This is a genomic window from Corynebacterium sp. HMSC064E07 (assembly GCF_001815745.1).
GTDB lineage: Bacteria > Actinomycetota > Actinomycetes > Mycobacteriales > Mycobacteriaceae > Corynebacterium > Corynebacterium jeikeium_D.
Window position 1 is genome coordinate 17,296 of the sequence record NZ_KV821796.1, and the last position, 13,781, is coordinate 31,076.

13 protein-coding genes are annotated in these 13,781 nt (G+C 59.9%); 8 read left to right on the forward strand and 5 right to left on the reverse strand.

The features are described 5' to 3' along the window. The first annotated feature begins 500 nt into the window (after window positions 1-500). The 3 genes from HMPREF3053_RS01005 (at window position 501) to HMPREF3053_RS01015 (ending at window position 2,543) form a co-directional block, all read left to right on the forward strand. Complete coding sequence (locus tag HMPREF3053_RS01005; RefSeq protein ID WP_016421708.1) at window positions 501-992, forward strand: MarR family winged helix-turn-helix transcriptional regulator; 492 nt, start codon at window positions 501-503, stop codon at window positions 990-992. 158 nt (window positions 993-1,150) lie between these two features. Beyond that, window positions 1,151-2,083, forward strand: coding sequence for a universal stress protein (locus tag HMPREF3053_RS01010; RefSeq protein WP_070767129.1), 933 nt, complete (start codon window positions 1,151-1,153; stop codon window positions 2,081-2,083). A 46-nt stretch (window positions 2,084-2,129) separates the two neighbouring features. Beyond that, entirely contained in the window at window positions 2,130-2,543 is a 414-nt protein-coding gene (locus HMPREF3053_RS01015) for a hypothetical protein (RefSeq protein WP_049170083.1), read from the forward strand. 155 nt (window positions 2,544-2,698) lie between these two features. Here the strand turns inward: HMPREF3053_RS01015 and leuS are convergent, their stop codons facing one another. Then, complete coding sequence (leuS, locus tag HMPREF3053_RS01020) at window positions 2,699-5,617, reverse strand: leucine--tRNA ligase (protein ID WP_070767130.1); 2,919 nt, start codon at window positions 5,615-5,617, stop codon at window positions 2,699-2,701. Window positions 5,618-5,677: 60 nt separating this feature from the next. Between leuS and HMPREF3053_RS01025 the strand changes: the two genes are divergently transcribed. From HMPREF3053_RS01025 to HMPREF3053_RS01040, 4 genes are all read left to right on the forward strand, one after another. Next, window positions 5,678-6,289: an SdpI family protein gene (locus tag HMPREF3053_RS01025; protein WP_049193099.1), complete on the forward strand. Its 612-nt coding sequence runs from the start codon at window positions 5,678-5,680 to the stop codon at window positions 6,287-6,289. Window positions 6,290-6,361: 72 nt separating this feature from the next. Further along, window positions 6,362-7,345 (forward strand): bile acid:sodium symporter family protein, encoded by a 984-nt coding sequence (locus HMPREF3053_RS01030; protein ID WP_049193100.1) that lies wholly within the window; start codon window positions 6,362-6,364, stop codon window positions 7,343-7,345. Window positions 7,346-7,453: 108 nt separating this feature from the next. Further along, a complete protein-coding gene (locus tag HMPREF3053_RS01035; protein WP_016421714.1) occupies window positions 7,454-8,584 on the forward strand; it encodes a DUF695 domain-containing protein in 1,131 nt (376 codons plus the stop codon). Window positions 8,585-8,598: 14 nt separating this feature from the next. Then, window positions 8,599-9,486: a serine hydrolase family protein gene (locus HMPREF3053_RS01040; protein WP_049170092.1), complete on the forward strand. Its 888-nt coding sequence runs from the start codon at window positions 8,599-8,601 to the stop codon at window positions 9,484-9,486. Between the two features lie 51 nt (window positions 9,487-9,537). On the opposite strand, the gene HMPREF3053_RS01045 is transcribed toward HMPREF3053_RS01040, so the two are convergent. The 4 genes from HMPREF3053_RS01045 to HMPREF3053_RS01060 form a co-directional block, all read right to left on the reverse strand. After that, on the reverse strand, window positions 9,538-9,888 hold the full coding sequence (locus HMPREF3053_RS01045) for a branched-chain amino acid transporter permease (protein WP_070767131.1): 351 nt from the start codon (window positions 9,886-9,888) through the stop codon (window positions 9,538-9,540). Then, window positions 9,885-10,568, reverse strand: a complete 684-nt coding sequence (locus HMPREF3053_RS01050) for an AzlC family ABC transporter permease (protein WP_049193116.1) — start codon at window positions 10,566-10,568, stop codon at window positions 9,885-9,887. The genes HMPREF3053_RS01045 and HMPREF3053_RS01050 overlap by 4 nt, the downstream gene beginning before the upstream one ends. A 111-nt stretch (window positions 10,569-10,679) precedes the next feature. After that, window positions 10,680-11,321, reverse strand: coding sequence for a YqgE/AlgH family protein (locus tag HMPREF3053_RS01055; RefSeq protein WP_016421725.1), 642 nt, complete (start codon window positions 11,319-11,321; stop codon window positions 10,680-10,682). Next, window positions 11,321-12,763 (reverse strand): CCA tRNA nucleotidyltransferase, encoded by a 1,443-nt coding sequence (locus HMPREF3053_RS01060; RefSeq protein ID WP_016421726.1) that lies wholly within the window; start codon window positions 12,761-12,763, stop codon window positions 11,321-11,323. The genes HMPREF3053_RS01055 and HMPREF3053_RS01060 overlap by 1 nt, the downstream gene beginning before the upstream one ends. Window positions 12,764-12,923: 160 nt before the next feature. On the opposite strand from HMPREF3053_RS01060, the gene HMPREF3053_RS01065 reads away from it, so the two are divergent. After that, window positions 12,924-13,781 (forward strand): NUDIX domain-containing protein, encoded by an 858-nt coding sequence (locus HMPREF3053_RS01065; RefSeq protein ID WP_172954592.1) that lies wholly within the window; start codon window positions 12,924-12,926, stop codon window positions 13,779-13,781.

A 13,781-nucleotide genomic window follows, 5' to 3' on the forward strand; every position in this document is an offset into this window, starting at 1 on the left:
ACAAGCGAGCAGCTCCGAGAGCATGTGCCTTGAAAAGTGCCAGCCGGTTACCCATGCGGTAGCCGCTGGCGCTTTTGTGCTTCTCTCTCCCCTATCCTCCCCGCGTCTCTTCCACGCCTTCTCGCCCTACTCGCTGCTGCGCCCATCTCGTCCCCGCCATGGATGCGTGCGCTGCAGTCGTCGTAAAGCAGACAGCAATACACCCGCGAGGATGAATCTGCGAGACATATCACAAGCCAAAAGCATTCGCGAAAGTAGCCGTATGGCTACCTCCAACCCAACGTTCTAAGTACAGAAGAAGTGACACTTTAGGGGGTTTCTGCCAGCACCGAAAAACCTTATACGCAGATAGGTTTAATGTTTTGTACTGGGGTTTTAGATGTTTGGTGGAAAATTCCTGGTGATTTCATCGCCGAAATCACCAGTTGTAGAAAAATAAATAGCACCCCAAATAAATTTCGTATTGGCAACTAGCACTGTTCGCATATAACATCGTCGCTATGACATTATCTTCGGGCTCGATTGGCAATCCTGATGCCGTTACTCCTCTGTCGCTCGCTAAGCGCATTCGCCCTCTCCTGACTCGCGCTGAGCTGCTCTACAGCCGCCGCTCCTCGGAGTCCCAGCTCAGCCGCGCGCAGCTGTCCATCATGATGACCCTGGAGGCACTGGGCGCCTGCCGTATCAGCCAGTTGGCTGAGGCCGAGGCCATCCGCATGCCCACCGCCTCCAACGCCGTGCACCACTTGGAGGTCGCCGGCATGGTGGAGCGCGTCCGCGACAGCAAAGACCGCCGTGGCGTCCGCGTTGAACTGACCGACCGTGGCCGTGAAGAGCTGCACCGTGTTTCTGAAGAGCGCAATCAGCAGATGGCGGAGATGTTCAGCACGCTGACCCAGGAAGAGCTGGAATTTGGTGCTGGTCTTGAGACGATTCTGTCCAAGATCCTCGAAAACTACCCGGAGCACCCAAAGACAAACCCAAGCGTCTAGCCTCTTTTCCAGCTAGCCCTGCCCGCTTTAAGCCCACAGGCAGGATACATAGCTTTTACACGTCCTCGGTGCCGTTTTAAATATGCCCGCCTATCCACGTAGGCTATTACCCAGAAGCACCACTTGGATATTTCTGAGTAATCACAGGAGGATTAGCGATGGCTTCCCGCCCGCTTCGTATCATGATTGCGTGGCGTCCAGGCGAGTACGGCACCGAAACGCTTGCTTACGCCGCTTGGTTAGCTCGCACCACGAAGGTGCAGATTCGCGTTGTCAGCGCACTGTCGCGCGGCTGGCCGCTGACCTCACTGGCTCGGTTGAGCACCAATGACTCCTGGGTTTCCCACGAAACCGAGTCTCTTGAAAAAATCATCAAGGATGAGCTAAAGCTCGCTGGCCTGCGCAAGGGCATGCTTGACGACGAGGCCGTACGGATTATCGAATCCTCCAGCGAATCCACAACTATCTGCAACGAAGCCGAAGAATTCGAAGCCGATGTGGTTTTGCTTGGCACGCGCCGAAGCAATACCAAGGACTGGACCGCCAAGAACCGCAGTCGCTTTACCGCAGGATCGACCTCGGATGCGCTGCTGCATTACTCGCCAATCCCGCTGGGATTGGCGATCCCCGGCGCGAAGCTTTCTAAGCACGGTGTGACCCGTGTCAGCATTTGCTACATTGACACCCCACAGTCGCACCACGCATTGAATAAGGCTGCTGACCTGGCATATCGCTGGGAAGTTCCCCTGCGTTTGGTCTCGTTTACGCCGCGTGGTGCGACCATGTACCCGACGGAGAACGGCTACGGCCCCTCCTCTGACCTGATGATTGAGTGGCGCGAGCAGGCTATGGGCCTGCTCGACCGCGGTATCGACCGCGCGCATACCCGTTACCCAGACCTTTCCATTGATGCGGAAGTAGCCTCCGGCAACGGTTGGGAAGAGGCCATTCAGTCCATCAAGTGGAAAAAGGGAGACTTGCTCGTTTTGGGTTCGTCTACTCTTGGCCCATTCGGGCGAATTTTCATCGGCTCGTCGACTAACCACATCGTTCGCCACAGCCCAGTGCCAATGCTGATTACTCCGGCCTAGTATGGCAGGCACATCAGACGGCATTTAGAGGCGAGGGGAGCAGAAGGTGGATAATTCATCGGAACGCAGTACACCAGAGCGCAATGAGGATGAAATCTTCGACGAGCTTGAGCGCAAGATGTATTCCGGCAAGCGCGCCTACATCTACACCGCGGGTGTGATTCTTACGACGCTGCTCGCGGGCCTCATTATTGGCATCGCCGGCGCCATTGTCGGTGGCCCCACCTGTGATGCGGGTAAGTCCAGCTTCCTCTGCTCCCGCACTTGGGAGATCCTTTTCCCCGTTGTCCCGGGCGTAATCTCCCTGGTCGGCTGCCTTTTGGGCTTTTGGCAGACCTACGTGGAGTGGAAAAACTTCCGCAACTGGCGCGCGTGGCTCGCTATGTGCTGGGTGCTCATGCCCTTCACTTTGATGTGGATGCTCTCCACATTCGGTGTCCTGATTCTGGGCGTTAAGTAGGGGTAAGAGGCGGCCAGCTTCGGAGCCACCCCTTGAGGCTTTTGCGAGAAAGCCTCATGCGAGAAAGTGTCTGGGTTTATGTCAAATTCGAGCCGATTTTAGGCTTCAAACTGACATAAACCCAGACACTTTCTTGTATGCACTGGCCTCCCTGGCTACTTCTTCACAACCAGGTTGACCATCTTGCCCGGAACGACAATGACCTTCACGATATTGCCACCGGCGTTTTCCACAGCTGCGACAACCTTTTCGTCGGCACGCGCGGCGGCCTCGATGTCCTCGCGGGAAGCATCGGTAGCCACGTCAATGCGAGCGCGAACCTTGCCGTTAATCTGAACTGGCAGCTCGACGGTGTCGTCGACCAGCCACTTCTCGTCAACTGCCGGCCACGGGCCGTGTGCCAGGGACTCGGTGTGGCCGAGGCGGCTCCACAGTTCCTCCGCGATATGCGGCGCGACCGGACCAAGCATGAGGGCCAGCGGCTCCACGGCGGCGCGCGGTGCACCGGCCGAACCGTGGGTCTTAGTCAGGTAGTTGACGTACTCAATGAGCTTTGCGACGGCCGTGTTGTCACGCAGCTCTGCGTAATCGGAGGTAACCCCTTCCACGGTGCGGTTGAGGGCCTTGAGGTCGTCGTCGGAAAGCGCTGCGTCCGTGACGGCGAGCTCACCGGAGTCCTCATTGACCACCAGGCGCCAAGCGCGCTGGAGGAAGCGCTGCGAGCCGACCAGATCCTTCGTCGCCCACGGGCGGGAGGTGTCCAGCGGACCCATGGCCATCTCGTAGACGCGCAGGGTGTCGGCGCCGTAGTTGTCGCAGACCTCGTCGGGGGAGACAGCGTTCTTCAGGGACTTGCCCATCTTGCCGTACTCCTGGAAAACTTCCAGGTCAGAGCCGTCTTCGGCGCCGCCTGGGATGAGGAACTTACCATCGCGCTCAACAACCTGATCGGCCGGCTGGTAGACACCACGGGCATCGGTGTAGGCGTAAGCCTGGATGTAGCCCTGGTTGAACAGACGGCGGTACGGCTCCTTGGAGGTCACGTAGCCGAGGTCGAAGAGGACCTTGTGCCAGAAGCGGGAGTAGAGCAGGTGCAGCACTGCGTGCTCGACGCCACCGACGTAGAGGTCGACGCCGCCTGGGTCGTCCTTACCGTGAGTCTCCGGGCGAGGGCCGGTCCAGTAGCGCTCGTTTTCCAGGTCAACGAACTCCTCAGCGTTGTTCGGGTCGATGTAGCGCAGCTGGTACCAGGAGGAACCTGCCCAGTTCGGCATGACATTGGTGTCACGGCGGTACTTCTTCTTGCCATCGCCGAGATCGAGCTCGACATTGACCCAGTCAGTGGCCTTGTCCAGTGGAGCCTTTGGCTCGGTGTCGGCGTCGTCCGGGTCGAAGGTGACCGGCTTGTAGTCCTCGACCTCTGGCAGCTCGACCGGAAGCATGGACTCGGGCAGCGCGTGGGCGTGACCGTCCTCGTCGTAGACGATGGGGAAGGGCTCGCCCCAGTAGCGCTGGCGGGCGAACAGCCAGTCGCGCAGCTTGTACTGGACCTTCTCGTGACCCGCACCTTCCTTCTCCAACCACTCAATGACGGTGGCGATGGCGGTGTCCTTGTCCAGGCCATTGATGTCCAGGCCGGAATCATTGGCGGAGTTCACGCACGTACCGTTACCGACGTACGCCTCCTTTGCAATGTCACCACCTGCGACGACCTCGCGGATTGGCAGACCGAAGGCAGTGGCGAACTCGTAGTCGCGCTCATCGTGGGCCGGGACAGCCATGATGGCACCGGTGCCGTAGCCAATCAGGACGTAGTCGGAAATGAATACCGGCACCTGCTCACCGCTCACCGGGTTGGTGGCGTAAGCGCCCAGGAAGACACCGGTCTTTTCCTTGTTCTCCTGGCGTTCCAGGTCGGACTTGGAGGCAATTGCGGCGCGGTAAGCGGCGACGGCCTCGGCTGGGGTTTCCTTGCCGAAGGTCCAGCGCTCATCCACGCCCTCGTAGGAACCGCTGCCGGCTTCAACCAGCTGATCCACCAGCTCGTGCTCAGGAGCGAGCACCATGTAAGAGGCTCCGAAGAGAGTGTCCGGACGAGTGGTGAAGACCCTGATCTTGGTGGAGACCTTCGGGCCGACCTCGGCTGTGAAGTCGACCTCGGCACCGCGGGAGCGGCCGATCCAGTTGCGCTGCATGGACTTGACCTTGTCCGGCCAGTCCAGCAGCTCCAGGTCGTCGACCAGGCGGTCAGCGTATGCGGTGATGCGCATCATCCACTGGCCCAGCCGCTTGCGGAACACCGGGAAGTTACCGCGCTCCGAACGGCCCTCGGCGGTCACTTCTTCGTTGGACAGCACAGTGCCGAGGCCCGGACACCAGTTGACCATCGAATTCGACTGGTAAACCAGACGGAATTCGTCGACTGCTTCGCGCTGCTCGGTCTCGCTGAGCTCAGCGTAGACGCGACCGTCCTTGGTATCCATCTCGCCCGACTCCAACAGTGGAATCAGCTCATCGATGCGACGGGCCTTCTTCTGATCCTCATCGAACCAGGCGTTGTAAATCTGCAGGAAAATCCACTGCGTCCACTTGTAGTAGTCCTGGTCAGTGGTCGCGAAAACACGGCGGCGGTCATGGCCAAGTCCCAGGCGGCCCAGCTGGCGCTCCATGTTGGCGATATTCGCTTCCGTCGTCACGCGCGGGTGCGTACCGGTCTGGATTGCGAACTGCTCCGCCGGCAGACCGAAGGCGTCGTAGCCCAGGGTGTGCAGCACGTTTGCGCCCTGCATGCGGTGGAAGCGCGCGAAGACATCGGTGGCGATGTATCCCAGCGGGTGGCCTACGTGCAGACCGACACCGGACGGGTACGGGAACATGTCCTGGACGAAAAGCTTGTCCTTCGGCGGAGTCGAACCGTCGGCAGCTGCCAAATCCCCCACCGGGTTGGGGGCGTAGAAGGTGCCGTTATCTTTCCAATACGCCTGCCACTTTCCCTCTAGCTGAGTCGCCAGCTCGGGGGAGTAGCGGTAGTCGGTGGCTTCTGCCGAGGACGAGGACTTTTCGCTGTTGGTCATGGTCTCACAGTCTAATAGGTGCGTTTGGCACGTGCTCAACCACCTATATAAATTGGAAGCATGATTGTCATCCCTGTAATTACCCTGGTTCTGGCTGTTTGCATAGCCGTTGTCGCTGGTTTGGCATGGTCGGCGAAGCTACCGGGTAATAACTGGATCGGAATTCGTGCGCCTGAGGCTCGAAAGTCCCAGGAAAACTGGGATATTACGCACCGCGTCGCCGGCCCGCCGTGGGCTGTGTCCGCTGTCGCTTTCCTCGGTGCCACCATGCTCGGCTTCCTCGCCATCCGCCCGGAGGCCTCTGGTTGGATGTGGCTGTGGTACGCCGTCGCTCTGCTCGCCGGTATCGCCATGCTCGGCATTGGTGCGGCTATCGGCTCGCACACCATCGCGCTTTACGACGCCAAGGTCTCCGCCGAGTCCGGCTCCGGTTGTGGGTGCGGCGACGGTGACAGCGGCTGTGGCTGTGGCTCCGCCGCCACTGATGCCACCGACACTGCGGCTGATGATGCCTGCTACTCCGACAACCCGGCAGCAGACTGCGGTGTCTCCGGTGGCTGCAGCTCCTGTGGTCTGGAAGGACTGTGCACGGACAAGGGCTCATCCGCGAATGCCACTTTCAAGCCTGTGGACAAGGATGCGCTGCGCAAGGCAGCTGAGCAGAAGAAGTAAGAAAATTATTGCAGAGAAAAGCTTCTGCAAAATAGTAAGACACCCTCTGGTTGCCCACTAAGCTATTTGTCCATGTGGCAACGAATTGTGAATTGGCGTCCAGATCCCCTCATCGTCGGTATCGTTGCTGCAGCGATACTGGCGATTATTTTTCCTGCAAGCGGCACTACCGCTGAGGTTTTCAGCTGGGCCACAAAGATCGCCATTGGCTTCTTGTTCTTCCTCTATGGCGCGCGCCTGAGCCCGCAGGATGCGTTGGCCGGTGTTAAGCATTGGCGGCTGCACATAACCATTCTGGCTTTCACATTCGTGCTGTTCCCAATCCTCGGCCTGCTGATGAAACCCCTGGATTGGATTCTTTCTCCTGGCCTCTACCTGGGCATTTTGTACATGACGCTGGCACCGTCGACGGTGCAGTCGAGTGTGAACTTCACCTCCATCGCCAAGGGCAATGTCGCCGGCGCAATCGTCAGTGCCTCGGCATCTAACCTGCTGGGCATTGTGGTCACACCGGTGCTGGTGATGCTGTTGATGGCCACCGGTGGCGGCGTTCATGTGGATTCGTCGGTGTTCTTGGATATTTCGCTGCAGTTGCTGCTGCCATTCGCAATCGGCCAGCTCACTCGCCGTTGGACCCTGAAGTTTGCCGCCGCGAAGACGACTAAGAACGTTGACCGCCTATCTATCGCAATGGTCGTTTACGCAGCCTTCTCCCAGGGCATGGTGCAGGGCATCTGGTCGAAGGTGCCGGCAGGGGACATTGTCATCCTGTGTGTGCTTTCGGTCGTGCTGGTGGAATTCGTTTTGCGGTTGTCCGGATTCATCGCAAACAAGTTGGGCTTCGACCGCAAGGACCGCATTGCGATTCAGTTCTGCGGTTCGAAGAAGTCCCTGGCCACCGGTCTGCCCATGGCTGCCGTTATCTTCGGTGCCGATGCCAGCCTCTACATTTTGCCGCTGATGATTTTCCACCAGATTCAGCTGATGATCTGTGCGGTCTACGCCGCTCGCTGGGGCAAGGAAGCAGAAGCTGAGCCGGAGCCACAACCCGCTTAACGCGGTCTAGCGCATGGACCCGAGGGGCGAATCCGGCTTGGCACATATACTGGGGCGCACAACATATGGTTCGGTTTTAAACGAGCAAACGAAAGTGTGAGATTCAGCATGGCTAACGAGAATCCGGCTCCGTTCTCCCCGGAACAGCGCGCCGCAGAAGAGACCGCAATCAACGAGTTCTGGTCGTGGTGGAACTCTTTTGGCGCCGATGCGCTCGACTCGATGTTTAGTGTCCAGCTCGGTATCGATGGTGCTCCGAACGCCGCCGATGTGGACATTATTGATGTCCAGAAGGAGGTCGGCGGCCGCATCGCCGCTATTAATGACCGGCTCATCTGGGGGTTTGAGGCTGGCGCTCCGTATTCTCGCCACCTTCTGACTGTTAGCGCTGCGGGTGACCCTGAGCTGCGTCCGGTCGCTCGCCGTTGGCTGGAGGCCGCGCCTGACGACGGCGCGGTGTGGTCTTTCACCGACCTCCGTCAGGCGGATCCGGCGATGAAGCTGTCGCTGGGGGATGTCGCGGCCACGTTGGTTGCACAGGGTGCTCTCGAGGCCGATGCTCCCGCCGAGGTCGATCCGGCAGACGCCCGCGTGGCTGTTAGCAGTGGTCATGGGGCAGTGGACGTTCGCCTATTCCACCCGCTGTTCCCGGCAATTGCTCAGTTGGAGGACGGTGAGCGCTTGGTAGCTCAGCTAGGTTTCACACTGCTGCAGCTGGCTCTGGGAGAGGAGGACTTCGGCCTGTGGCTGCGCGGTTTCGCCTTCGCTGGCGAGGAGCCGGAAGATGCTATCCCGCTACCGGAGCTGGGCGGTGTCGTCGAGCAGCTCGCGGAAGAGTGCCCGGAGTGGCTCACCATTGATGCCGAAGCCAACGGCCAGCCGCTCGTCGTCGCTACTCGCGCTCCGATTACGCAGCTGGTGAGCCCGACTATGACGCAGCATGTGCTGATTCAGCTCATGCTCGCTCACATTGACGACAAGGGCTTGCCGACGGACGAGTCGAAGGAATCCCTCTCCGAGTTCAATACCGCTGCCGCTGAAGCCATCGCTGAGGACAAGGGTATTTTTGTCGCAACTGAGCAGTCCGACGGTATGGCTCTGCTGCACTTCTTTATTGACCCGGCATCTGATGCGGAGGCGGGTCTGCGAGCTGTTGCGCAGACGTGGACCGACGGAGAGCACGTTGTCGACACCGCTTACGATCCAGCTTGGCAGCGCGTCGGCCACCTGCGCGTGTAGATTGGTTTTTTGTTATGAACGCTCGTCATCGTCTTACTCCACGGCCTTCCCGCGCGATTCGCATGGGTCTTACCGGTGTCATCGCTGTCACCAGCCTTCCGCTGGCAGCTGGAAACGTCGCTGCGGCTCCGCAGCCAAAACTGACTCCGCAGGGCACTATTGATGCTCCGGGGCGAACCCAGATCAGCTTTACCCACACCCCAAGTGGCACGCACTACGGTACGGCGAACGAGAATGAAGCTCGTCCGGGGCTTTCGATTGTCAAGCTCTACATTGCGGACTACGTCTTCAAACATGGCACAGAAGCGGACAAGGCGAAGGCCACAGAGATGATTCGCTACTCCGATGACAATATCGCCAGTGAGCTCTATGGCCGTTACCCGGATTCCATCAACGCCACTGCGCGTGAATACGGCCTCAGCAACACCCACGATGCAGGTCACTGGGGAAATTCAACTACGTCCAGCGCGGACACTGTGAAGTTCCTGGAGGCCAAGAAGCGTGAGAACACTTCTGACCCGGTTCTGGTTGCTATGAGCACCGCGTCACCTGTGGCAGCGGATGACTACCGTCAGGATTACGGCACCGCCACGCTGCCGGGTGTTATTGGCACAAAGTGGGGTTGGTCCGATGACCGCCAGAGCGTTCACGCCTCGGCATCCATTGGACCTGACTTCAGCGTCGCTGCTAACACCTACGGCACGAAGGAAACTCACACCAGCGATGTTCAGAATGCCTTCGACGGCACGCTGGGCACTCCATCGCTGCCGGACATCCCAGGCGTCCCGAACCTGCCCGAGAGCCCAAATCTCGGCGAACTACTGAATCTGCCGGAATCCCCGCAGCTGCCCCAGATTCCGGGACTACCGGACTTCACTGGTCAGGTACCGGCACAGTTCTAGCCACTGCCGCTAGCCACTGGTCCGCTGGCACCGTCCCACACACAGCGCACCTCACGCGACAAGGTTCACGAGGACCATATACAGCGCCGTGCCTACAAAAATCGAAATCACGGTGTTGCGCCGCCACCAGTGCAGGCCAACGGTGACGGCCAGCGCTACGGGCACGGCCCAGGCAGCGCCGGGGTCGCCACTCTCACCGCTGAGTCCTAGCCGCCCGAAGACGGTGTAGGCAACCAACGCCACCATGACTCCAACCGGCATGGTCGTGCCGAGGAACTCGAACAGGGGAGACCCCTTCAGAGTGCGCACGAACGCAAACGGCAGCGCACGCAGCGCAACTGTCACCGCTCCCATCGCAAAGAGCGCGGCAAGCACATAGCCGGAATCGGGCAACGCAGTCATGCTCGCTCTCCCTCCGTCGTACGCGGCTTGCTTGCCGACGTCATGCGCATCACCCGATCCACCCGCGGTGACCACACGCGCAACAGCAGCAGGCCGAAGTACATCAGCAGTCCGATAACCAGCATCTGGTTCGGGTTAATCAGCCAGCCCACCAGCGTGCAGACGATAGCGGACAGGGGCAGTGACCAATCCTTGGAAGTCTCAAACGCGTCCATGGCCAGCACCGTAAAGAGCGCCACCAGTGCGAACTCGGCACCGCGGATACCCTCGGGCAGTGCTGCGCCGGTTAGAGCCCCGACAATACCGGAGCCCACCCACAGTAACTGACAGAGAATCTGAATCGTCAGCAGTCGGTGGCCCGACATCTTTTCGTCCGCATTTGCCGCAGAGACGATGGCATACGACTCGTCGGTAAGCGCGTATGTGGAGTATGCGCGACCGAGACGAGACTGTATCCGGTCGCGTGGGAACGTCAGCCCATAGAAGACGTGGCGGAAGTTGACCATAAAGGACGTCACGGCACAGCCGAGCAGACCCGTATGCGCCATAACCAGGCCGACAGCGAGGAATTCCATCGACCCCGCGTAGACCACGAAGGAGAAGATGGGTGCCCACCACCAGCTAAAGCCAGTTTGTGCAATAAGCAGGCCGAATGCGAGCCCCAGCGGAATGAGGCCCATGCCCACAGGCAGTGTCTGCCGGATGCCGGCAGCTATGTCGCTGCGGTCGCTGTTTCCTGTGGCGCTACTTCCTTCAGCCCTGTTTCCTTCGGTATTGATGTGCTCACTCATCTAGTTGTCACGTACATCTACGGGATAGGTGCCATACAGTGGCAGCGGCCAGGGCTGACGGCGCATGCAATCACCCCAGATGTCCGCGGCAGCAGGCGCGAGTACATCTGAGGGCAGGGCAGGGGCGACGTACCAGTCACCGCGCTCGAGCTCGTCTTCCAGCTGCCCCGGATCCCAGCCTGCGTAACCGGCGAAGATGCGTGCGCCATCTATGCGGTCGCGTACGCCCTCCGGCTCCGCACCGAGGTTGACCAGCGCAAACCTGTGAGCGATGCGTTCCATCAGCGGGGCACCGGTAATACTGTCGGTCTCCTCTGGGAGGGTGGCACCATTTCGCACCACACCAATGCAGATTGGCTGTGTCTGGTTGACCGGACCCCCGACGTAGAGCACCGGCGGCTTGGCCATCAGCGGCGCCCAAGGCTCGAGCACATTGTGCACCGGCGTCTGCGAACGCTGTGTGAGATCGACACCAAGGGTGCCGTGTTCATCGTGCTCAATAAGGAAAATCACCGAGCGGGAAAACTCCGGCGAGAGCATGCCGGGTGCTGCGAGCAGCAGCATCCCGGCAGCCGGGTCGTTGCGCTCAAGGCTGGTAAAAAGCCGGTCGCCGTAGAGATTTTCCGGATTAATCGATGCCATTAGCTCTCACTTTCGCTTTCAGCCTGCTCACCGGACTGCTCGTACCACCATTTCTTCAGCGCCAAGATAGCATCCTCACGCTCCAACGGACCGGACTCCAATCGCAGCTCTTTCAGGTAATTCCAGGCCTGTCCGACTTCCTTGCCGGGCTTCAGGTCCAGAATTTCCATGATTTCGTTGCCATCCAGGTCGGGGCGGACGCGTGCGAGGTCCTCCTGCTCAGCGAGCTCCTTGATTCGCGCTTCCAGGCTGTCGCAGGCGCGTGCGAGGCGTGCTGCTTTACGACGGTTTCTTGTCGTACAGTCGGCCCGCACGATTTTGTTGAGTCGTTCCAACAAATCTCCGGCATCGTTGACATAACGTCGCACCGCCGAGTCCGTCCACTTGCCTTCGCCGTAGCCGTGGAAGCGCATGTGCAGGTAGACCAACTGCGAGATTTCGTGGTTGGTCTTCTTCGGGAACTTCAGTTTCCGAAGGCGGCGTCGCACCAGCTTCGCGCCGACAACTTCGTGCTGGTAAAAGGTGACGTTTCCCTGCTCGTTGTAGGCACGGGTAGCGGGTTTGCCGCAGTCGTGCAGCAGTGCCGCCCAGCGCAGTACGAGGTCCGGTTCACCGGGTTCTTCCTGGTCAATAGCTTGCCGCATGACCTGCAGAGAGTGTTGGTAGACATCCTTGTGCTGGCGGTGTTCATCCTGCGTCATGCGCATGTCGGAGATCTCCGGCAGCACGCGGTCGGCCAACCCCGATTCCACCATCAGGTCGATACCTCGGCTTGGGTCCGCACCCAGGATGAGCTTGTTCAGCTCGGTGGAGATGCGCTCGACCGTGATGCGGTCAATTTCGCTGGACATTTCCTTCAACGCCTTGAGCACACGCGGTGCCACGTCGAACCCCAGCTGGGATGCGAAGCGGCAGGCACGCAGCATCCGCAGGGGGTCGTCGCCAAAACTGACCTCCGGCGCCCCCGGGGTGTCCAACACACCCGCGACAAGATCCTCGAAACCTCCGAGCGGGTCGAGGAAGGTGCGGGTGCCGTCACCATGGAGCTCCACGGCGATGGCGTTACAGCGGAAGTCACGGCGAATTAGATCGCCCTCCAGCGTGTCACCGAAAGTGACCTCCGGATTGCGGCTGACCTGGTCATACGTATCCGCACGGAATGTGGTGATCTCCACCTGACGGCCATGCCGTTCCGCGGAGAGTGTGCCGAATTCAATGCCGGTATCCCAGACAATATCCGCCCAGTCATCGAGGATCGCGCGCGTCACTTCCGGGCGCGCGTCGGTGGTGAAATCGAGATCCACGCCCAGTCGCCCTAAGAGAGCATCGCGCACAGAACCGCCCACGAGGTACAGGCGATGGCCGGCTGCACTAAACGCAGCTGCCAGCGAATCGAGGATCTCAGACTCCTTGGCGATCGCCTGATCCGCCACTGCCAGCATTGCCGTCCTGCGCACCTTTGGGTCCGCGTCAGCAGCCGCCGGAGTAGCACCGGGAGGTGTAGTCCCCCCGGGCTGGTCACCATTTGTCGTTGAAGGAGTCGATTGTGTCACGACCGACACAATACCCGCTTATACCTATAAACCCGGTAGTCTAAGTGGAATGAACAACGTGGTACGCAATGACAACTCGGCGGCGAAGAGCCGTCGACGTCGTCGGCGACCGCGCAGAAGAGGTGGCGTTTCCTCGTCCACCAACACGAGCAACGCTACTACCAGCGGAAATTCTGCAAAACGTAGTGGCTCCGGTGCCAATGGCCCCCAAAAGGCCAAGCCAAACTCCGGTGGCGCCAAGAAAAATTCCAAATCACCGAAGTCGGCACGACCCTCGAAGCAGTCGAACAACCGCGGTGGCCGTAAGAACGGTCAGGATAGGAACAATCGCCGTCGTCACGCACAGACGAAGCGCACGAACAATCGCCGCGCGCACTCGTCGCGCGCGCAAAATGCAGCGCCGATGCAGACCTCGATTGAGACTTCGGCGGGCGGACTGGTCGTCTCGGGGCTTGCCGAGGCGGTCGGAGATGGCGGCAAGGTCAACCTGTCACGGATTTATGTCGCGCTCATTGGTCGGCACGATCGTCGCGGGCGCCTGCTGTGGTCGATGCCTAAGGGCCATGTCGAACCCGGCGAAGCTTTCGATTCCACCGCCGAACGTGAGGTGTGGGAAGAAACGGGCATTCGCGGCGAGGTCATCGAAGAGCTCGGTGTGATTGACTACTGGTTTGTCTCCGATGGCACGCGAATTCACAAGACCGTGCACCATCACCTTCTGCGCTACGTCGATGGCGATCTGAACGACGAAGACCCCGAGGTCACCCAAGTCATGTGGGTTCCTGTGGATACCCTGGTGGAACGGTTGGCCTACGCTGACGAACGCAAACTGGCCCGGCGCGCGCACAATCTGCTGCCCGATCTCGCCCGCGCGGAAAAGCGAGCAGGCCGGCAGACGCCGAGGTGA